The sequence below is a fragment of the Flavobacterium sp. FG19 genome, from assembly GCF_057809475.1.
In genome coordinates this window covers 1-20,687 of the sequence record NZ_JBMDKA010000008.1, presented here as the reverse complement: position 1 = coordinate 20,687, position 20,687 = coordinate 1, and the positions used below count along the sequence as shown (strand labels likewise).

Genomic DNA, 20,687 nt, shown 5'->3' with positions numbered 1-20,687 from the left:
TTTATTATGAAGACAAACACAATTTTGAATATAAAATCAATTGCTTTATTCTCTTTCATCTGGTTGTTTGCCAGTTGTACGAATCTTAACGAAGTAGTTTTGGATGAAGTTTTGGGAGAGAATGCTTCCAACCCTGCCGGAGCTCTGGCAGCAGCTTACGATCGTTTGGGAGACGGAACTTTTGTAGATCACGGAGGGGTATTTTCTTTACAGGAATACACTACAGACGAAGCTATCTTACCAACACGCGGAAGTGACTGGGGAGACGGTGGAAAATGGAGAGACATGCACGAATTTACATGGAAATCGGATAATGCGATCGTGGTAGACAACTGGAACAAACTGACTAACGGAATTACACGTTCGCTTACCGCGATCCAGTCAGTTGAAGAAAGTTCTATTCCGGAGAAAAAATTATTCTTAGCAGAAGCAAAAGGACTTTTAGCCTATTATTTATATACGACACTGGATTTATACGGACAGGCACCTTACCGAGATCCTATGAACCCAAATGCTCCTTTACAGATTTTAAAAGCCGATACACAGATCGATCAGCTGATAAAAGATGTTGAGGCCCTGATTCCGGATCTGGCGGCTATGGGAGAACAGCAGACGCATCACGGACGTTTTACAAAAGAAGCTGCTTATGGATTTTTAGCAACAATGTATTTAAACCGTGCCGTTTTTAAAGATCGTTACAATGCTTCTTCAAACTTCAATTTTAATGAAGCCGCTGTAACAGGCACAGGAACTGATATGGACCGTGTGGTTTATTATACCTCATTATTGATCAATTCCGGCAAGTATTCTTTAGAAAGCGATTATTTCAAAAACTTCGCAAGAGATAATGAAAATGGTAAAGAATTAATTTTTGCGATTTCACAAAAGATAGATTACATCCGTAACGGTTCAAACAGTTTTGCTTATGTATGTATGGAGCGTAACCAGAGAACTTCTGCAGCAAACAGAGGAACAAATGCAGCTTGTACCACACCTGAGTTTTTTGCTACCTGGGACGGGAACCATGATGATCCAAGGTTTCAGCAGAAATACCAGTATACAGATGGTACCTGGTTTATGAATGATGGTACCGATGTAAGCACGCCGGCTACGGATATTGTTCCTAAAAGTGCCAATTTACCATGGTTCCACTTTAACAGAGGAATTCAGTACGGCCCTCAGTACGGCCCAATATTGTTAGCTTCCGGATCATTGGAAATGACAGGAAACCGTATCAAAGTTTCTCCTTTATACATGGAAAAAAGTACAACCACAAGAATGGATTTTACACCGTCTTTAACCTTTAAAAATCCTGCTCAGGCTGTTTTTGCCCAAAACGAAATCAATCAGGGTGCCCGTATTTTTAAATATGAATTTGACCCTGAAGGAGGAAACGGAAACAGTAATGTGGACATTCCGTTATACCGTTTAGGAGGTATTTACACCATGAGAGCCGAAGCCAATTTCAGAAAAGGTAATACAGCGGCAGCAATGGAAGATCTGAATAAATTACGTACCGGCAGAAAAAGAGAATCATTATACGGAAATGCGGCCGGAAAAGCCTTAACGGCTATTGATCAGACCGTATTATACAACGAAATAGGTTTCGAATTGTACTGGGAGCTGTACAGAAGACCACAGATGATCCGTTTTGGAAAATATGACCTTGCCGGAACAGCAAAAGCAGCATCACAGCCTTTCAGACGAATATTCCCAATTCCGCAGTCCACCATCGACGTAACGAAGGAATTCGAACAAAACCAGGGATACAATTAAGATTTTTGTGTTAGTTTATTTTTTATTTTTTTTGAAAAAAGCCTGTATTCGGAAGAAGCAGGCTTTTTCTTTTTAGGGGTGCAAAGGAGCAAAGGGGCAGAGGTTCAAAGGTTTTTCTGTAGGGCTCCATAGTAGTGCGCCCCTATGATTTTTTATAAATTAGTAACCTTTCTGTATAGAGGTCTTTGTGTCTTTGTTCCTCTGAGCCTCTGCATCTTTGTCCCTTTTAAAAAACATCTCTGCGATTTTTACAGACACAGATAACCTCTGGGTATAAAACCTTTGTCCCTCAAAAACCAATCTTAAAAAACTATAAGAAATAATTAAGAAAAATGTAAGATTTAACTATCAGATAATCACTAAATTTGAGTAACATTTTGGTATTCAGTATTTTGTTTTTTTTGAGATGAAATATCAAAATGAAAACTAATTATTTCAATAACTCAAAAAGTGTAAAAATCATGATACATCAAATTGACACTACCGATAACATTGTGGCCTTTCGGGCACTGGCAGAAGTAAGCAAAGATGATTTTCTGGCCGTTGTAGTTCCTGCCGTTGAACATTTGGTAAAACAAATAAACGAAATTAATTTTTTACTGGTTCTGGATACTGATATAGAAAATTTTACAGCCGGAGCGTGGCTTCAGGATGCGCTCTTAGGATTAAAGCATTTAGGGAAATGGAACCGTGCGGCTATTATAACCGATTCCGAAGAGATCATTTCTTTTACCAACGGCTTTAGTTATGTTGTTCCCGGAGAATTCCACGGTTTTAAAAAAGAAGCATTTAATAAAGCCTTAAACTGGGTGGAGGGCAACATCAGTCTTCCGGCTGATTCCTAAAAAACAAAAACTGTTTCCGGATCTTTAAAGATCCAAAAATACACACTGTGTCAAAAATACCCAATAAGTAAAAAACATGACATTTATAGAAAATGCCCGTTAGGTCTAAACCTTAACGGGCATTTTCGCCTTAAGCAAACGTTGCTTTTTTATCGTGCTAATTTTTTATAAACAGCAGCCGATAATAGCGGAAGTGCAAGTCCGCCTACAATAGCCGCTGCTTTGTTATGTCCGGTTTTCTTTAAAACAGCTCCGGCCAGAAGCGTACCAATTCCGGCACAGGCCAGCTGTTTTACTGAAAGTTTGCTGGTATTATCTTCAATGGGTTTAATGCCGTGTAACAGCGGATCGATGAATTTCATATTTTCCATGGTTTTTATTTATTTAATTAAACGTATTTTTATTTGCTGAGCGGTTTTTCACTTTCCGTTTCATTCTCTATTTTTTCAATTTCTACTTTCTCTTTTTTAATGGCCTGACGCAGCAGTGCAAAAAGACTCATATAGATATTTGCCATAAACACCAGCGAAAATCCCGCCAAAATGTACCCCCGCCAATCGTTTAACAAAAGTTTATAATTACAGAGAATCAAAAACAAAATAGTAACATAATGGCTAAAACAGTATTCACAGGTAAAAAGATAGAATGCTTTTCGTGACAGCAGTGTCCTGCTGTTTTTAGAACGATAAACACACCATTCGCGGGGTTCCCTGAAAACTTCCTCATGTGTTACTGTCCAGCTTACACAGGCAATAGGAACAGCAAGTACAAAAAGCCAGAAAATCTGTTCAGCCATTGTCATAAGCGATTATTTTAGTTACTCTCTCGGATGATTTTCAGGATAATGTTCTGCATCAAAATCATCTAACTCCTCATCAGTATCCAGATCCCTGCTTTTTTCAGGATCGTCTTCATAATCCGGATCAGTATCATCATCAAAGTCATCCTGATGACCATCATTAGTAATCAGATCGTCCTCGTTAACAATTCTGTCCTGATTCGGAATATTCTCAGCCCTGACAGCTTCATCATTGTTAAAGTCATTTGTCAGATGGCGGCCGTCGTCAATAAATTCTTCCTGATATTGGTACGGATCTTCATCTCTGGCATAATTGTCATTATCCAAAGGTGTATTCTGATCGATATAATCAGGGTCACTTTCTCCAAATTCAGTCACATCATCACTTGTTGAATGCTTGTACAAATCTTCATTAGAGAAAGTACCATCCACCAGAGTATTTTGATCGATGTAATCCGGATCGGTCTGGCCATAATCAAAATTATTGTGCTTTTCCATAATGTTGTTTTTTAGATTATTTCTTATTTTTTCAATAAAACCATTCTTTCTTAATCTGCATTCGGTTCACAAATTTGTCTTTACGGTTTAAATAAAACTTGTCGTCTGTCACTATTTTCAGCTGTTGTTTTTCGCGGCGTATATCTTTTTTGCAATCTGTTTTACAAAGTTACCCACGAGTCTGTAATCTGTTTTACAGGAAAATACATTATAGTTGCATAATTAACAGTTACTTATAGGATAACCGTTCCAGAGAAGATATAAAATGTAAAAATGACTTATTTTTATGTTTTTTGAGAAGGTCAGTACAATTTGAAATAAATTAAAGCCATATGAACAGTCTATATACCATTGGGCAGATAAAGCCCGTTACACAAACGAAAATTGAAAGTATCCAAAGCATGATTACATTTTCTTTACCGGAAGATTACATACAATTTCTGACCCGGTATGGCTTTGGAAGCATAAATGAAATAGTAATGCTTCAGGAACCTGATCCTGAATTTGTAAAAGCAAATTTTGAAGACTATATGGATTTCTGGGATCTGGCTTCTCACGAAATTCCTTCTGTACTGCATTCTCTTACTATTGCAGCAACAATCGACGGAGATACTATTATAGCAACAGCTGACCATGATAATCCGCTGGTATTATTACCACGTTATTCAGATCAGGTGGTGCGTTTTAGAAATTTTGAAAGTGTTATTACATATTATAATAATAATTACGAACTCAAAAACGATTTGTACTTTGATTCTTACCATGATTTTGAAAGCCATTATATTAGTTTTGTGAAAGACGGCAGGCTGGAAAAAGAAAACTTTGACCTGATATATCAGACATTTTTAAATGAAGTCCCGTTTGATAAATCCTTTAATAAGGATACACAGCCCAAATATAGTATTCAAAAAATAGGCGGATGGGTTTATTTTGATAACATGGGAAAAAGTGCCATACGGATCAAATATCAAAAACAGTTTCAAAAGGAAGCTGACAGTATAATAGAAATCATTAACAAAAACAGGGTATTGTAATACAGCAGTCTCTGTTGATGTAGTTTTCTTCAATTTCTTTATGAAGTTAATTAACAGTTGTTGTTTTATAAAAATAAAGCTTATTTTGATATACTTATATCTTTTTGTAGGTATTTTCTCTAAGTTGAGAATTGTATTTTTACAGCTATTATAATTTTTTACTGACATTTTATAAAACGGCTATGAAAAAATATGATTATCTGAATTTAAAAATGGGAAATATTAAGCAATATTGCATGATTGTAGACAAAACTGATTTAGGATGCTGGAAAAGTTCGGGCTGGAAAGAATACAAAGAAATTGCTTTACGTAAAAGAGACGAACAAGCCCATTTGATATACAAAGAGGTAGATAAAAAAAAAGAAACCCTTGTATTCAACCGGCCGGATTTATTGAAAGATGTTTCTAAAGAATTAATAACCGGTTCTTCTATTTTGGATGTCAATACTCATTTAGGGACGTATGGCATTGGAAATCCTGGTTTTTTTGGCCTTCTTTTAAATAATAAACATTATTTGGTGTATGCTGTCTGGAATGCCTCTAATTACATTTTTGTAGACGAAAAAATAGTGAAATGTGATTCCTCTCAATACGATAAAATGAAGCCCTGGATTTCTAATTTTAGTGATGACAAATGGGATGATCTGACAGAGTACATAACCGGAAGTGTTATTCTGGATTATAGTATAGAAACAGACACCTTTTGTTTACAGCTGAAAAAAGGCAAAAAAGAAATTGAAGTTCGTTTTGTTCGCAATGATATTAAAATTCCAAGAAAGGCCGGCAGATTTCGAAATGCTTATCTTGAAGGGGCAATAGGAGATTATATAGTCATTCAGGAGATAAACGGAGCCTTAATCGTATAGTGATAATCCTGAAAATAAATGCGTTTCTGATGTTTTAAGGAACGTTTAATCAATACATAATTCAATTTTACATAAATCTTAAACGTTCCTGCAGGGCACCGGGTTTAGTTTCCCATGTTTTTTTTAGGGATGTTCCGGTTATTTAACAGAATAAAGCGATCCATTTTTTATAGTTTTCTTATTCAGTTTTCCCTTGCTGTATAGTTCTTCCAGAATAATTTTAGCTTCATTGACCGTAAGACCCAAAATAACGGCATATTCTTGTGGTGCCAGTGTAGGATAAATTTCAAAAAGGGATAAAGTATTTGTGTTTACGATTTTTTTCTTTTTCGCTTCAGGATATAAGGCAGACAATGCATTTTCATAAGCGGCATAAGGTTTAGAACCATAAATCGTTAACTGATTCGCATTGCCATCAGAAAAAAACAAAGTTGGAAAACCCCGTACACCCAGTTTTTTAGCCAGATTGAGATCCTCTTCAAAAAGTCTTCGGGCATCACCTTCATAATCTGATTTCAGCTTTTTAATATCCAGATCAGCCAGTGAAGCAGCTTTAACTATATTGTCCCATTTGGCAATATTGCTTTTTTCCAGATATAATTGTTCACGAAGGATCCGCATAAATTTTACAGCTTTTTCATTGTTCTGAATCTGAGCTGCTTTCATCGCAATACAAGACGGATAGGATGAATCTAAAGGATCTTCAAGCCATACATTTCCATCAATCGGCATTTCATAATACAGGCTTGCTTCGTCCCAATGGTGCGCCACATCAGACGGCTTACTGATTCCGCCGCTGTTATAACTCCAGTCTGGCAGTAAACCGCCCATACGATATTCGATTTCAAAATAATCACCGTGTTCCAGTTTTAGTTTTCGCAGCTGCGGTTCAATTCCCCAGCAGGAAGAACAGATCGGATCAGTATAGTAAATGATTTTCACAGGTTTATTTTCAGATGCAATAGCTGCATTTTCGTTAGATGTTTCAGCGGATGGCATTTCGCATGTTCCGCTTACAGGGTCGCATAAAAGCGGATTTGTTTTATTTTCATTCATTTTAGGATGTGTTTGAGACTGGCAGCCTGCACTGCAGATCAGGATTAAGAATAGCGAAAGTATTTTCATAGAAAGGTTTTTAATTTCCGCTTTGGTTTAAATTTTTAACTTTACGCAAAGTTCGTCTGTATTTAATCACAAGTCAATTAGTCTGAAAAACATGACTACAGAAAATAAAACCCAAAAAGAAAACGAATGTCCGGCTGAAGGGCTTTTGAAACTGCTTTCAGGAAAATGGAAACCCCAGATTTTTTTACTGGCGGTAGAAGGACCGTTACGTTTCAATGCTCTTTTACGTGATATTAAAGGAGCTAATAAACAATCCATTGCAGTAGCATTGCGTGAACTGGAAGAGTTTGGACTGTTAGACAAAAATACCATTAAACTCAAGCCGCTTCATATTGAATACACTTTATCAGAAAAAGGAAAATCCCTGATTCCGGTTTTTAAACAGCTTGAAATTTTTTCATAAAAACAATTGTCAGGTTTCTTCAGTATTATTTTGCAAATACATATTTATAAAAAAGAAATATGAGTTATACTAAGTTAGAGAAGGAAATAGAGAAATACTACAGCCGGAACAATTGGCCATTTTATTACAATGCCCTGACAGAAACCGAAGAAGAACAGAAAGAACGCCTTAAAAGATACAATGAAGTACGCGATTTAATGGTAAAGAAGTGGATGGAAGAACGTAAGTATGCAGAACTTATTTCCTGTGCACACGGCGGATGGTTTTCTTATGAGGAATTAGAAAAGCCGCTTGAAGATTACTTTATAAAAGAACAACTTATTGGGGAATTGAAATTTTTATGTGAAAGAAAAATCAGGTTTCGAATTGAGGATATGCTGAGCAGTCTGAAACATCTAAAAGAAGACATACCGGATTTCAACATAGAAATAATACTCAATTTTAAAGAAGGCGGTCTTACCGAATGGAGTAAATTTCACAGTTTTGAAAGTATTGTAAAGTACAGAATAAAATCGCTCAGTCTTTTAGATCATTATCTCTCGTTGTTAGCGAAAACAGGAGAAACGGAATATCAGAGTTCAATAGAAACGTTACGTAAAAAAGTAAGTAGTCTTTCAGTTAAAAAATCAGATTTAAAAGCAATCCGATTCAAATTGTAAGAGGTTGTTTAACATAGTATTTTTCATCCTTAACAATAAAGTAATTGCAATCTTACAAAGAATTGCGTATTTTCACGGCTAGTAAATATATAAGCCTTTGTTATGATCGAAATACAGAAGAAAGAGGACATCCTGATTCCGTTTGACAAAATTGGTGATTCGGATTGGAAAGTCAACACAAAAAAAATCATTGAATCGATTGCCGCTAATTTTGGCGATGATGTAAAGAAACCGGTTTCAAAAGAAGAGATTCTGGCTCTCGAAACAAAATTGGGAACTGCCTTACCAGAAAACCTAAAACTATTTTACGAAACATTTGGAATTGCCGATATAGGCGAGCAGCTTCAGGAATTTAATGAAGTAGACCGGATTAAAGATATCTGGTCAGATGCACCGCAATACGGCCCGGATTTTTCAGACGAAGACAAACTCATTTTACCTTATTTAATTTCTTTCAGTGACTATTTGGGAAACGGAAATATGTTCTGTTTTCACAGCGAAACAAAAGAAATTTATTACTACGACCACGACAGTAAACCTTATCTGACCAAAATGTTTACCACTGTCGATGAATATCTTAAAGGCTGTCTGATTTTTGCTCAGGCAGATTTATCAGAAGATAAAGAAGCTGAAAACTGGACAGAAGAAATAGTCATGGGTTTACTTGGAGAAAATATAGTTCGGAAATGGAGGTATTAATCTTCTAAAAAATAGCATTTAAATGAATTACATTCAAAAAATAAAACGTCTTTACGGCCTTTCTGAAAAAGAAAACTATGGATTTTCTGAAGCTGAAATACTGGAACTTGAAAAAGATTTGGAAACAACAATTCCTGCACAGCTAAAAGAATATTATCTGGAATTGGGAAAAGAAGAAAACCTTAATTATTCCTATAATCGATTGCTTAAACCTGAAAGCGAAATAGGATTTTCTGAAGACGATTTTCTGATTATTTATGAAGAAAATCAGAATGTCGCCATCTGGGGAATTAAAAAAGAAGATTTAAAATTAGAAAATCCGCCTGTTTACGGAAATTATGATACGATCGAAAGATCGGAATGGGAAATGGAAACACAGACCACAGAAGACTTTTTCTTATTTATAGCTGTTTACAACGGAACTTTGGGCGGTTTACAATATAATGGAAACTATATTGGTGAAATTGATGCTGAAATAGTAAAACAAGTTGAAGAAAACTGGACTTTTGTACCCGAAATCAGCAGGGACAATCAGAAAGTGTATACTGATGATTTTTTTGATGTAATCAGTTTGTCTTTTGATAAAGATAATAACGGTACGGCCGCTTTTATAGGAAGCAGTGATCAGCAGCGTTTTGATGCTATTCTGGGTATTATTGATATTGACTGGTCGTATCTGTCATACGATGATGAAGATTATGAGGACGAAGAAAACGAATAAAAATGAGAGAATTACGTTATTTAGTAAAAATAGAAGGTAATGAATCCCTTTTGGAAAGATTCATTGAAGCGATAGAAAACGGAACCGTAAAAATAGACAAAGACTATCCGCAGCCTTATATGTTAGATTCCGGAGAAAAGTTCCTGCTGGATGTCATTATTGAATATTATTTTAAAACCAGACCTTTTTCAAAAGAGCAGTACATTGCCTTTATTGAAAAATTGCGAAAACAAACCGGATTTGACAGTTACCGTTATACAGTTGGAATAGAAACCGAAGATTTGGTTTTTAAGACATTCGAACTTGTTAAAAAAGGGAAATACAAGATTTTTATACCTAAAACAGAAGATAAACTTCCCCAACGTACCTTAACTGAAAATGAACAGGAACTTTTAAGTTTTTTATGTTATCTGGCTGTATCGCATATTAAATATGGTCCCAGTTATGCGACTGTTACAGCAAACGAATATTTTGATATTGTAACCCAATTAGGTTCAGACGAAGTAGAAGAGCTTAAGAAAAAGGGAACCGGAAAACTTCCAAAAGAAGTAACCGACTACAAAGATCCTGATTTAACTGCGAAAGCCAATGATGTTTTTGCGACTATAAACCTGAAACTCGTAAATGATAATGAAGAAAGTTACGGTAAAGCCTTAACGTTTGTCAATAAATTGCTTCAGACTGATTTTCCTAAAAGTTACGAAATTGCTTTTTCATCAAAAAATAAAGAACTGCTTCCGGTAAAAGGGCTTCCAAAATGCGGTCAGCATTATCTGTTTGCAGGAGCAGTAAAATATCCAAAACTGCATTCTCAGATTTTGGAATATATTGCCTTATCTAAGCACAAATATGAATGGTATAATAATCTTGAAAATGAAAATTGTGCGATGCCTTCAACCTTTGCTGTTTTGGCTTTAGGGTTACAGGACGAAAAATATTTTGATACGCTGACAGAGTATTACCGTACTGTAGATGAGGAACATCAATCACTTCAGGCTAAATTTACTCCTGCTTTTTTGGAAAAATTTGGCGTAAACGAAAAATCAATAAAAGTATATGTCAATGCCATTTTGTCTCTGCAGGAGCATCCGCATAACAAAGGTTTTATTGCGCATTTCACTACAGAAGAAAACCTGAAATTATTATTGGACAGTAAAGAAAATTTCATTGCTTATTATTTTACGCAGGAAGATTTAAAAGAGTATGCAGATAGCGGTAATCAAGCACAGGAAATGGCAGATTACTGCTGGGAAAGTGTTATGTACACCACTTTTGGTCAGAGTAAAGGTTTTTCGAAAATCGTAAAAGAATTAAATAATCCTGAAAAACTATTGTTTGAAAAATTACAAGTAATAAGATAAAATATGCTGAAGGTATTTGCTGTGAATTATATTAAAGACGATCTTCTATCAAATAAACAATCAATTAGAAACTTTCCAAAATCGGTTTCTTTTCCTTTTGCTGCATTATATAAAGATATTGTTACTCAGATCAAAACCGTTGAAATTTCATCGGAATGTATTTTGTTTGACAGTGTTGAATCTTTCAATGAAACAAAAGAGTTCTCAAATCCCGATTATTGGTCTGAAAATACAAAAGAGGCAATAAATAACTTCTGGTTTTTTGCTCAAAACGGACAAGGCGATTTTTGGTTGTTTGATAATGAAAACAAGGTTTATTTCTACGATCACAATCAGGAAGAAATGAGTGCTCAAAACTTTACTGATTTAGGACTGAATTTTGAGAAATGGCTTCAGTTCGCTTACCTCAATAAACAATTGGATGAAATCTACGAAACAGAAGATGAAATCAGCGAAGAAATAAAAACAGAATACAAACAAAGATTAGAAGAAATTAGTGGGCTTTTATTGGAAAAGCATCCTTTTGAAATTTAAAAATGTATAATAAAAAAATGTTCGGTTAGAAACATTTGGCTGGCACCTATAACAGGTTAAATTGATTAAAACAAACAAAATGGCAAATACATATACACAATTGCATATCCAATTTGTTTTTGCAGTAAAATACAGAAAAGGATTAATTGCTAAAGAATGGAAAGAAAGACTGCATCAGTATATAACCGGAATTATTCAGGCAAATGAGCATAAGGTGTTATGCATAAACAGCATGCCGGATCATATTCATATTTTTATAGGATTGCGGCCTTCACAATCGATTTCTTCGCTTATTCAGAATGTAAAAACGGAGACGAGTAAATGGATTAAGGAACAAAAATTTTCATACCAATTTGCCTGGCAGGAGGGGTATGGTGCTTTTTCCTATTCGAGAAGTCAGGTTCCGAATGTTATTCGTTATATCGAGAATCAGGAAGAACATCATAAAAAAGAAACATTTCAAGATGAATACCAAAAGTTTTTAAAAGCATTTGAAGTGGAATATGATGAGAAATATATTTTTAAAGAACCAATTGAGTAATAACTGATGTTTCCAAACGTCCCTATGGGACGATATTCCTGATGTGATATGATTTTGCTACTACCGACCAGATGTTCCTAACGGAACATTCTATTGGAGGAAAATGAAAAAGAAGAAAACATATTAAAAACAATGTTCCGTCAGGAACATCTCGTCGGCAGCAAAAAAAGAATATACCGGATGAAAAAATGTTCCGTTAGGAACATCTCGTCGACAGCAAAAAAATAATGTAACGGATAGAAATGTTCCGTTAGAAACATCTCGTCGGCAGCAAAAAAATAATATAACGGATAGAAATGTTCCGTTAGAAACATCTCGTCGGTAGTAAAAAAAATATGACACATGTAAAAATGTTCCGTTAGAAACATCTTGTAGACAGCAAAAAAAATATCACATATGTAAAAATGTTCCATTAGGAACATCTCGTCGGTAGCAAAAAAAAAGAATATAACGGATAGAAAAATGTTCCGTTAGAAACATCTCGTCGGCAGCAAAAGAATATAGCGGATGTAAAGATGTTCCGTTAGAAACATCTCGTCGGCAGCAAAAAAAGAATATAACGGATGTAAAAATGTTCCGTTAGGAACATCTCGTCGGCAGCAAAAAAAAGAATATACCGGATGAAAAAATGTTCCGTTAGGAACATCTCGTCGGTAGCAAAAAAAAGAATATAACGGATGAAAAAATGTTCCATTAGGAACATCTCGTCGGTAACAAAAAAAGATACGTTTTATTATAAAAAAAACAAAAACCGACATACGTCTTTCTTTTCTGTGAACAGATAATAATAGTGAACCTGTTGGTGAAATAAAAGAAATATATTTAAATAACATTAAAAATGAAAAACGAAACATTTGACATCATAGAATTACGTCCGGCAACAAAACATTATTATGGAGACAGTGTAGAAGTTGCAGCTATTTTACTTGAAGATGGATTATTGGTAAAAGCCAGTACAATAGACATTCCGCTGGGACATTCCCGTTATGGAGGACCAATTGCAGATCTTCCAAAAGGTTTTCCATATCCGGAGGATGATTTGCGTTTTGCAGGTCAGTTGGACTTAAAACAGATTGCACCGCATGATAAATCGGGGTTGCTGCCTAAAACGGGACATTTGTTCTTTTTTGCGGATATTATAGAAGACAAAGGACTTGTAGCTTATGCTGATATTGATAACAGCGAATTGGAGAGAGTGGTAAAAGATCACGATGATAATTTTTTTGAAGGTGTATTAATCAAAGAAGCTTTTGCTAATACCGAAAAATTATCAAGTCGTTACCGTGAGCCTGAATATGAGGATGAAGAAGAGTACACCAATGCTGAAGGTGTATTATGGGATTATTTTGCAGGAAGCGAAACTTCTAAAATATTTGGAATTTTCACACATTGTCAATGGCAGGAAGAAGAAATAGTCGAAGTAGTGAATTCTGATAAAATAGTGCTTTTCCAGATAGGAGAAAACGGTTTTAATGACGAAGGTGTTTTCAGCGTTTTAATTGATAAAAACGATTTGAAGAATCTGAATTTCAGTAATTGTGAATTTCACTGGGGACAATCATAAAATAAAAATGAAAAAACAATATTTGATAATTGGGTTCTTGTTGTTTGTTTCAGGCATTAAGTTATATGCTCAGGAAAATAAGAAACAGCCAATCACAACTGAAAAAGGAATGTTATTTACTTTAAAATACGAACATCAGGACTGTTCTTACGAGATACTGGTTAATGATGTACCTGTAACGATTTTTTTTGGTTTAGGCGGTGGGTTTTCTTCGAAGAAAGATGTTAATAGATATATTTTAAAATCAGGAAATCAGGATGTTATAATTAGGATTTATCCACAAAAGAAAACAGAAGATTCTTTTGAAGATCTAATAAGTAAATCGGCTAAAGTAAAGATAACGGTAAAGAAAAATAAAGAACCATTATCGATACTGGATTTAGCAGAAGCAAAAGAAAAGGGAATACAAACCGAATGGGAAATTTTGACTTTTGAAACTCCAGTAATAGAAAAGAATGCTCCTTATGTGGAGTTTAAAACGTCTTTTAATGTAACGGATAAAGATATCAGCTGGAAAACACAAGGTTGGCAAGAAAGCAAAGATTTAAGAAATGATCCTGATTTAAGAAAGCAGGTTGATGCTTTTTATGAGAATTTCAAAAATGTTTTAGTTACCAAAGATCAGCGGGCTTTTTCAAATTTAATAAAAAATACTATTCATGAGGAAGCATTATCTAGACCTTGGATGGGATCAGATTTTGAAGAAAATTTAGCAAATGTGATGTCTGCATATCCAAAAGAGGAACGAAATTTTATTTATCCTTGTCAGAATGCCCAAATGGAGTTTTATGGAAATGGCAGAATTGTGACTTTAGTATGCAAAGACATGCTCGGTTTTGGTTATTCTCCCTTAATTTCAAAATCATCCAAAACTGCTATGCCAGTAGCCCATTTAATATATCTGCATAGACCCAAAGATTCAAACGAACTGGAAATTATCAAATGGCAATAAAAGAAATTTAAAATGGTTAAAGATTTAGGACACGGTTATAAAATCATCGACAATAAATTTATTCTTCGCTATGAAAGTGAAGTGTTTAAAAAGTATTATAAGGTTATAGATTTCGAAACATTCAAAATTAAAGCAACAAATGCAGAATTTGACCATGATGGTTTTGCTTCAACAGTTTATTTTGAAGATAAAAATCATATTTATATAGAAAGTGCTTTTACGAGTTTCTCTATTTTAGAAGATGCGAAACCAGAGGATTTCAAAGTGATTGATATTCAAAAAGGATATACTTTTTCAAACGGAAATTATTTTCGCCATGATGATAAAATGCCTTTTGATCTGAGTAAAGCAAAACATCTCAATGATTATCATATTCAGGTTGAAAATCAATTGTATTTTGGAGATGTAAAACGAATTCAAAATGTAGATTTGAATTCCTTTACAATTCCGTATCCGGATTTAATTCAAAATTTGGCAATGGATAAAAATCATGTTTTTTTTAAAGGAGAAATAATTCCGGAGGCAGACAGACAAACATTTAAAATTCTGGACGGCTGTTTAGACGGAACGTATTATTTGGAATGCGATAATGCTTTTTATGCTAAAGACCGTAAATATGCTTATTTCATTAGAACAATCAGTAATGACGTAAAAGTAATAAAATCGAAAAGTCTGAATGATTTTCACTTTAAAGTGATTGACGAAAGAGGATATGCTTTTGATAAAGAGTATAGCTATTATATGGGAAAAAGAACAAAACTTTAATAAGATGTCAGTATATAAATTTGATGAAGTACTAAATGATCTGATGGATTATTTTATTCTGGGAGATCCGGATTATCTGCTTCAATACAAAATTGAAAATAACTTACCCGATGACCTTCTTACGGAATTTACCACAGAAGAAACTGGTGATCAAGTTGTAGAAGAAGGAGTAATCATACCCATGATAGGAGTTGAAAATTATCCTTATACGGTTTATTTTAACTTATCAGAAGATATTCCGGAGTTACTAAAATCACGAAATGAAGTACAGCATCAGCGTGATGGGTATTGTTTAAAGGTAGTTAACGGAAAAATTTATCTTTATACAATTCCCTATTTAAGAGATTTTACAGAATCGAAACTGGAAACATTAAAGAAATATAAACATGCTGTAATCGAACTGCCAAACGGCTGGTATTCCGTAACTATATTGGCAGGATTAACCAGACAGCAAATCGAAATCAAAACAGTTTCAGGAGAAATAAAACAAATAGAAGAAATGGAACCTACATTTGAGTTTGTTCTAAAGCCAACTGTTGAGAAACAGGATTACTACGCTGATTTTACTTATCCGTTTAAAGTTGAAGCATAAAAAGAAGCGATATGAAAATGTATATTTTAATTAAACAGGATACTCCGGATAAATTGGTTCCTGTAATAACTGCACATGCTTCTTTGGCTTGTTTTAGGAAGTTTGAACACAATGAGAATATGCAAAAATGGATCAACGGAATATTTAAAAAAGTGGTATGTGTAGTTTCTGAGAAGGAATTTGAAAATGCAAAAAAGGAATCAGAAAACATTGTATTGACAGAATCTTCATTAGAAAACAAGGAAGTTTGTATCGCTTTTGTACCCAGGGATGAATATTCTAAAATGTTTAAGTTTTTTAGAATGTGGACACCGCAAGATAATTTGTAATGATGAATAGACAGATAGCAATAGAAGAGATTAAACAAAACACTTTTTTCTGGCAATTTTATTTCTGCTGGTCAAGAGGTTGCGATCATGAAAAAGAAATAAACATCGATGAGGTTCTGGAAGTAGTAGAGACAGATGAAACCAAAGCGTATGAATGGGAGAGATCATTTTTGAATGAAGAAGATATAGAAGAAAATCCTAGATACATTGCAGAAAAACTGAATGATAATTTAAATTACGCGATTGAATTTCAGGAATATGAAATCAATTTTTTTCTGAATGATATTTATATTGGAAATCTGGGCGGACATTTTGAGGCGTGGTTTTTTACTTTAGAAGAATTATTAGCTTTTGAAAAATACCCGGATTTATTTCTTCTTTTTCTGCCTATGACGGGAATTAAAGAAGATCAAAGAGTTATTCTAAAACCGCTTATTTCCAAACACCTTGAATCAATTCCAAAATTCGAAACACATTCTGAATATATAGCCGATTGTATTTTAAATGGTTTAATTATGGAATCCGGATTTTCAGAAACAGAAGGAATTGGCATAACCAATAATCAAAATCATAGCGTGCGGAATATAGCGGCATATCCACGTTATATAGAAAATGTTAAAGAATTAAATAAACTTCTGATTACACCGAAATAACTGATTTCAAATACTAATACTATAAGCCAAATACTCTTTTTATGGAAAGCAACACGAACAATCAAAAATTTGAAACCGATACATTTTCTCTTTTAATACCTTCTGTTTACACCGATATGCAGGTGGTTTGGGAAAGCATTCGCGCAGCGCACGAACTACCCAATGATGATTATTTATCCTATGCAACTACAACTCTTATTCCTGTAGAATTTTTTAATGAATTTGATGGGGAGAATATTGTTTTGCGCTTTTGGCAATCTAATAAACTAGCAGACGAGGAAATTGAGCTGATAGAAGAAAAGGAAATTCAGGTAGCAGGTCATAGTTCGAATATTCGATTGATCAAATCAAAAGAGGATATTTTCTATTATCTGGCTATTGTTCAGATAAGTGATCATTTTTGCTATATTTTTAAAGGCGATTGTAAAATAGAACAAAGAAGTTTCTATGAACCATTATTTGAAGCTATTTGGCAAAGCCTTGAGTACTTTGGAAATCCTCAGGAAGCAATAGACAAACTGCCTAAATTTTTACTGGATTTTTATTATCATAGAAAGTCAGAACATAATTTTAATGAAGAAGAACAATCAGAGGAAAACAGCATTCGTCCTGTTATAGAAGAATTCTCTATTCCGTCAGACGATAAAGAATATTGGATTATAGATGATATTGAATTGCAGTTTTTACCAGAGTGCAGTTCTTCTGTAAATGGAACTCTGTACGTTAATCTGGAAGCAATTATTCCTGAATTTGATGAGAAAAAACACGGTTACATAATAGATTCTTATAACGGAGCTGCAGCTTTAAATTTTTCTCTTAGCCAAATCTATAACCAAGGTGTACCTACAGGGATTATTCCGTTTGAGAAAGGGAGAGACGAAAGTTACAATCATTATTTATGGGATCGGGGTTTTCAATATTCGCTGGCCTTTTCGGGCAATGTCACTTTAAAAGAAGGATGGATAGGAATAAATGGTTATCTGGAAGATAAATGGGAACCTAAAAGATATAAAATAAGCATAGCTAAAAAAATAGCAGTACAGGAATTAGAATGGGAAAAGTATGATTTTACAATCGTAAAAGAACTGGAAAAGACATCACCAAAAATTGTCCGTCAGCTAAAGTTAAAGGATCCGGATCCTGTTGAATTGAGAGAAGAACTTCATTCTTTGGTTAATTTGGAAACCCTTTCAATTCAGTTTTCAAATAATAGTAAAGAAGCTGAAATTTTTACTGAAATACCGTCATCAATTAAGCATTTTAAAAATTTAAAAAGTTTTCATCTTTGGGGTATTTCAGCCATTACGAGATTCCCGGAATGGATAGGAGATCTTCGTGAATTAGAATTTCTATTGCTGACAGGAAGTAAAGTGGAAGGAATTCATCCTTATACCTTGCAGTATCTTTCAAAGCTTAAATTTTGTTATCTTGAAAATAACAATTTAGGATCTGCTCCTAAGTTAATCCCTGATCATTTGGAGGTTTTACATTTAGAGGGAAATCAACTTACGGATATTCCAAATTCATATACCCAATTAAAGAATCTCAGAAAGCTCCATATTAAAAATAATCCCCTTAAATCGCTTCCTGCAGGACTTGAAAATATCCCGGAGCTTGATTTAGAACTGGAGAAAAAAATGACATTACTCGATTACACTTATAAAGGTGCCGATAATAATGGAGTAATAGCTTATGATGATGAATTGTTTTATGCCCGAAACGATTCGGATTTAAATTCAAACCTCCAAAAAGTTATTAAAGAAAATGATTTTCAGGAATATGAAAATGGACTTTCTAAAATGGCTCGGCATTCAGTAAATTTAGTCACTACAATTCCGGATTTGTATGATGAATTAGGGAATAATAGAATAGGTGGACTTCCGGATTTACCTGTAAATATAGATTATCCTGTAGTAACAAGCGGTGAGGAAATAAAAGGTTATCAATTCATTGCTCAGATTAATTGTGCCTCTATCGCTAGTTTACAAGATTATCTGCCTCGAACAGGAATGCTTTATTTTTTTATTGAAGATCAGCAGAATTTTGTTCCGAAAGTCATTTATTATGAAGGAGAAACGGATCGTCTAAAATCAGCAAAAGAATTGGATATTGATGAAGAGTTTATTTATGATGAATCGGGCATTTACCAGCCATTTAAGACCAATTCGGCAAAATGTGTAAGCCTTCCGTCATTTTATAATGATGAGCATTACTATAAAGACATTGCACCTGAATTGAAGGAATTAGAAGAGAAATACGATGAAACTGAGGCTTTACAGCAAGCACTTTTACCGTTTGAAGCAAAATCTTCTCACGGAATTAATAGTTATGTTTTTAAACAACACGATTCTCCTGAAATAGAAGCGGTAAATACCCTGAAAGGAAAACCAGAGGAATGGATGGTATTACTGCGTGTAAGCAGTGATAATAATCCGGGCTTTTGTTTTTGGGATGCGGGAGAAATTTATTTTGTCATTCACAAAAGTGATCTGGCCAAAAAAGATTTTTCAAATGTTTATTGCGGATTAGAAACTAGTTAAACAAAATCTGGAATTCCGCAGGAATGTTCCATTTTGTAGCAGCTCCCGATAGCTATCGGGATCAATACGTTGAAAAATATAGACAAAGATCATAAAGTTCCGTAGGAACGATTCATATATCTTAGCAACTTAGAGTCTTAGTCCCTTAGCATCTCAAAAAAAGACTCATTAAATTTTCATTAACAAAAAGTAAGATTGCATTAGTTTATATTTGTAAGGCTCAAATTAATTCTAAAGCGTTTTTTATGAAAATCAAATCAGTTCTCTATATATTTCTATTCATTATTTTTTCCGTTTCAGCATACAGTCAGAAGGTTAAACTGATGAACATCGATCAGTTGAATGAGAGAATCAAAAACGGAAAAGACAGTACTTATGTCGTTAATTTCTGGGCAACATGGTGTGCACCGTGTATAAAAGAATTACCTCATTTTGAAAAATTAAGTGCTGAGCATAAATCAGAGAAATTGGCTGTATTATTAGTGAGTCTTGATTTTAAATCCAAATTAGAGTCGAATGTTATTCCGTTTGTAAAAAGAAAAAATCTGAAAAACGAAGTATTTCTTTTAAACGAAAGCAGTCCGCAGGAATTTATTGACCGAATCGATCCCAGCTGGTCAGGAAGTATTCCGGCAACACTTTTCATCAAAGGAGACAAACGAAAATTTGTAGAAAGCGAATTTACCTACGAACAATTATTAACTGAATATAAAAAACTGTAAACCATGAAAAAAATAATCTTATTACTGACATTGGCATTTTCTGCCTTTTTAGCTCAGGCACAAACCGGAACAACACTTAAAGCGGGTGATACAGCACCGGATTTTAAACTGAAAAATGTAGACAATAAAGAAGTTTCTTTGGGGACTTTTAAAGATGCCAAAGGATATATTGTGGTGTTTACGTGCAATACCTGCCCATACGCTGTAGGTTATGAGCAGAGAATCATTGATTTAGATAAAAAATTCAAGCCACAGGGATATCCGGTAATTGCTATTAATCCAAACGATCCTGAAGCTTCCACAGCGGATACTTTTGGCAAAATGCAGGATCTGGCAAAAGAAAAAAAATATCCTTTCCCGTATTTATTTGATCCTGGACAAAAAATCACTGACGAATACGGAGCAAAACGTACACCACATGTTTTCATTATTTCTAAGACTTCAAAAGGAAACGTAGTAGAATATGTAGGCGCTATCGACAACGATCCGGAAGGAAATAAAGCCGACAAAGTAAAATACGCCGAAGATGTAATTGCCTCTTTAAAAAGCGGTCAGAAACCAGCTGTAACGCAAACCAAAGAAATTGGCTGTACAGTGAAAAGAAAAGCGAAAGCTTAATTACCAGAATTTTAATTTGTTAAAAACGCCTCAGAATAGACTGCACCCAAAAGTTTAGACGAATTTATAATTAAATTTGATAATAATGAGC

General features: G+C 34.3%; 24 protein-coding genes. 20 read left to right on the top strand and 4 right to left on the bottom strand.

From position 1 onward, the window contains the following. The first annotated feature begins 6 nt into the window (after window positions 1-6). Together ACODST_RS09935 and ACODST_RS09930 are read left to right on the top strand one after the other, a co-directional pair. Window positions 7-1,776, top strand: coding sequence for a RagB/SusD family nutrient uptake outer membrane protein (locus ACODST_RS09935; RefSeq protein WP_488931961.1), 1,770 nt, complete (start codon window positions 7-9; stop codon window positions 1,774-1,776). Window positions 1,777-2,237: 461 nt separating this feature from the next. After that, window positions 2,238-2,621, top strand: a complete 384-nt coding sequence (locus tag ACODST_RS09930) for a SpoIIAA family protein (protein ID WP_488931960.1) — start codon at window positions 2,238-2,240, stop codon at window positions 2,619-2,621. Between the two features lie 149 nt (window positions 2,622-2,770). Here the strand turns inward: ACODST_RS09930 and ACODST_RS09925 are convergent, their stop codons facing one another. The 3 genes from ACODST_RS09925 to ACODST_RS09915 are packed head-to-tail and all read right to left on the bottom strand — an operon-like array spanning window position 2,771 to window position 3,918. Further along, complete coding sequence (locus ACODST_RS09925; RefSeq protein WP_488931959.1) at window positions 2,771-2,992, bottom strand: PrgI family protein; 222 nt, start codon at window positions 2,990-2,992, stop codon at window positions 2,771-2,773. 29 nt (window positions 2,993-3,021) lie between these two features. Next, a complete protein-coding gene (locus tag ACODST_RS09920) occupies window positions 3,022-3,423 on the bottom strand; it encodes a hypothetical protein (protein WP_488931958.1) in 402 nt (133 codons plus the stop codon). Window positions 3,424-3,438: 15 nt separating this feature from the next. Further along, window positions 3,439-3,918, bottom strand: coding sequence for a hypothetical protein (locus tag ACODST_RS09915; RefSeq protein ID WP_488931957.1), 480 nt, complete (start codon window positions 3,916-3,918; stop codon window positions 3,439-3,441). 332 nt (window positions 3,919-4,250) lie between these two features. On the opposite strand from ACODST_RS09915, the gene ACODST_RS09910 reads away from it, so the two are divergent. Then, a complete protein-coding gene (locus tag ACODST_RS09910) occupies window positions 4,251-4,952 on the top strand; it encodes an SMI1/KNR4 family protein (RefSeq protein ID WP_488931956.1) in 702 nt (233 codons plus the stop codon). A 182-nt stretch (window positions 4,953-5,134) separates the two neighbouring features. Beyond that, window positions 5,135-5,818 carry a hypothetical protein gene (locus tag ACODST_RS09905; RefSeq protein ID WP_488931955.1) on the top strand — a complete coding sequence of 228 codons (684 nt, stop codon included), beginning with the start codon at window positions 5,135-5,137 and terminating at the stop codon, window positions 5,816-5,818. Between the two features lie 138 nt (window positions 5,819-5,956). Here the strand turns inward: ACODST_RS09905 and ACODST_RS09900 are convergent, their stop codons facing one another. Beyond that, entirely contained in the window at window positions 5,957-6,874 is a 918-nt protein-coding gene (locus ACODST_RS09900; protein WP_488932100.1) for a DsbA family protein, read from the bottom strand. Window positions 6,875-7,034: 160 nt separating this feature from the next. Here ACODST_RS09900 and ACODST_RS09895 point away from each other — a divergent pair, with 160 nt between their 5' ends. The 16 genes from ACODST_RS09895 (at window position 7,035) to ACODST_RS09820 (ending at window position 20,596) form a co-directional block, all read left to right on the top strand. Continuing rightward, complete coding sequence (locus ACODST_RS09895; protein ID WP_488931954.1) at window positions 7,035-7,346, top strand: winged helix-turn-helix transcriptional regulator; 312 nt, start codon at window positions 7,035-7,037, stop codon at window positions 7,344-7,346. A gap of 59 nt (window positions 7,347-7,405) precedes the next feature. Beyond that, window positions 7,406-8,005, top strand: a complete 600-nt coding sequence (locus ACODST_RS09890) for a hypothetical protein (protein ID WP_488931953.1) — start codon at window positions 7,406-7,408, stop codon at window positions 8,003-8,005. 102 nt (window positions 8,006-8,107) lie between these two features. After that, the gene (locus ACODST_RS09885) at window positions 8,108-8,704 is read left to right on the top strand and encodes an SMI1/KNR4 family protein (protein WP_488931952.1); all 597 of its coding nucleotides are present in this window, start codon (window positions 8,108-8,110) and stop codon (window positions 8,702-8,704) included. A gap of 22 nt (window positions 8,705-8,726) precedes the next feature. Beyond that, complete coding sequence (locus ACODST_RS09880; RefSeq protein ID WP_488931951.1) at window positions 8,727-9,425, top strand: SMI1/KNR4 family protein; 699 nt, start codon at window positions 8,727-8,729, stop codon at window positions 9,423-9,425. A 2-nt stretch (window positions 9,426-9,427) separates the two neighbouring features. Next, complete coding sequence (locus ACODST_RS09875) at window positions 9,428-10,786, top strand: DUF6138 family protein (protein ID WP_488931950.1); 1,359 nt, start codon at window positions 9,428-9,430, stop codon at window positions 10,784-10,786. 3 nt (window positions 10,787-10,789) lie between these two features. Then, a complete protein-coding gene (locus ACODST_RS09870; RefSeq protein WP_488931949.1) occupies window positions 10,790-11,320 on the top strand; it encodes an SMI1/KNR4 family protein in 531 nt (176 codons plus the stop codon). A gap of 79 nt (window positions 11,321-11,399) precedes the next feature. Then, the gene (gene tnpA, locus ACODST_RS09865; protein ID WP_488931948.1) at window positions 11,400-11,861 is read left to right on the top strand and encodes an IS200/IS605 family transposase; all 462 of its coding nucleotides are present in this window, start codon (window positions 11,400-11,402) and stop codon (window positions 11,859-11,861) included. A gap of 838 nt (window positions 11,862-12,699) precedes the next feature. Then, on the top strand, window positions 12,700-13,425 hold the full coding sequence (locus ACODST_RS09860) for a DUF1963 domain-containing protein (protein ID WP_488931947.1): 726 nt from the start codon (window positions 12,700-12,702) through the stop codon (window positions 13,423-13,425). A gap of 7 nt (window positions 13,426-13,432) precedes the next feature. Further along, complete coding sequence (locus ACODST_RS09855) at window positions 13,433-14,377, top strand: hypothetical protein (RefSeq protein WP_488931946.1); 945 nt, start codon at window positions 13,433-13,435, stop codon at window positions 14,375-14,377. Window positions 14,378-14,389: 12 nt separating this feature from the next. After that, entirely contained in the window at window positions 14,390-15,142 is a 753-nt protein-coding gene (locus tag ACODST_RS09850; RefSeq protein WP_488931945.1) for a DKNYY domain-containing protein, read from the top strand. 4 nt (window positions 15,143-15,146) lie between these two features. Then, the gene (locus ACODST_RS09845) at window positions 15,147-15,734 is read left to right on the top strand and encodes a hypothetical protein (RefSeq protein ID WP_488931944.1); all 588 of its coding nucleotides are present in this window, start codon (window positions 15,147-15,149) and stop codon (window positions 15,732-15,734) included. 11 nt (window positions 15,735-15,745) lie between these two features. After that, window positions 15,746-16,063: a hypothetical protein gene (locus ACODST_RS09840; protein WP_488931943.1), complete on the top strand. Its 318-nt coding sequence runs from the start codon at window positions 15,746-15,748 to the stop codon at window positions 16,061-16,063. Beyond that, complete coding sequence (locus ACODST_RS09835; RefSeq protein ID WP_488931942.1) at window positions 16,063-16,716, top strand: Imm19 family immunity protein; 654 nt, start codon at window positions 16,063-16,065, stop codon at window positions 16,714-16,716. The genes ACODST_RS09840 and ACODST_RS09835 overlap by 1 nt, the downstream gene beginning before the upstream one ends. Before the next feature lie 41 nt (window positions 16,717-16,757). Continuing rightward, the gene (locus ACODST_RS09830; protein ID WP_488931941.1) at window positions 16,758-19,256 is read left to right on the top strand and encodes a DUF1963 domain-containing protein; all 2,499 of its coding nucleotides are present in this window, start codon (window positions 16,758-16,760) and stop codon (window positions 19,254-19,256) included. Between the two features lie 245 nt (window positions 19,257-19,501). Continuing rightward, window positions 19,502-19,978: a TlpA family protein disulfide reductase gene (locus ACODST_RS09825; RefSeq protein WP_488931940.1), complete on the top strand. Its 477-nt coding sequence runs from the start codon at window positions 19,502-19,504 to the stop codon at window positions 19,976-19,978. A 3-nt stretch (window positions 19,979-19,981) separates the two neighbouring features. Then, window positions 19,982-20,596, top strand: coding sequence for a thioredoxin family protein (locus tag ACODST_RS09820; protein WP_488931939.1), 615 nt, complete (start codon window positions 19,982-19,984; stop codon window positions 20,594-20,596). Window positions 20,597-20,687: the final 91 nt, after the last annotated feature.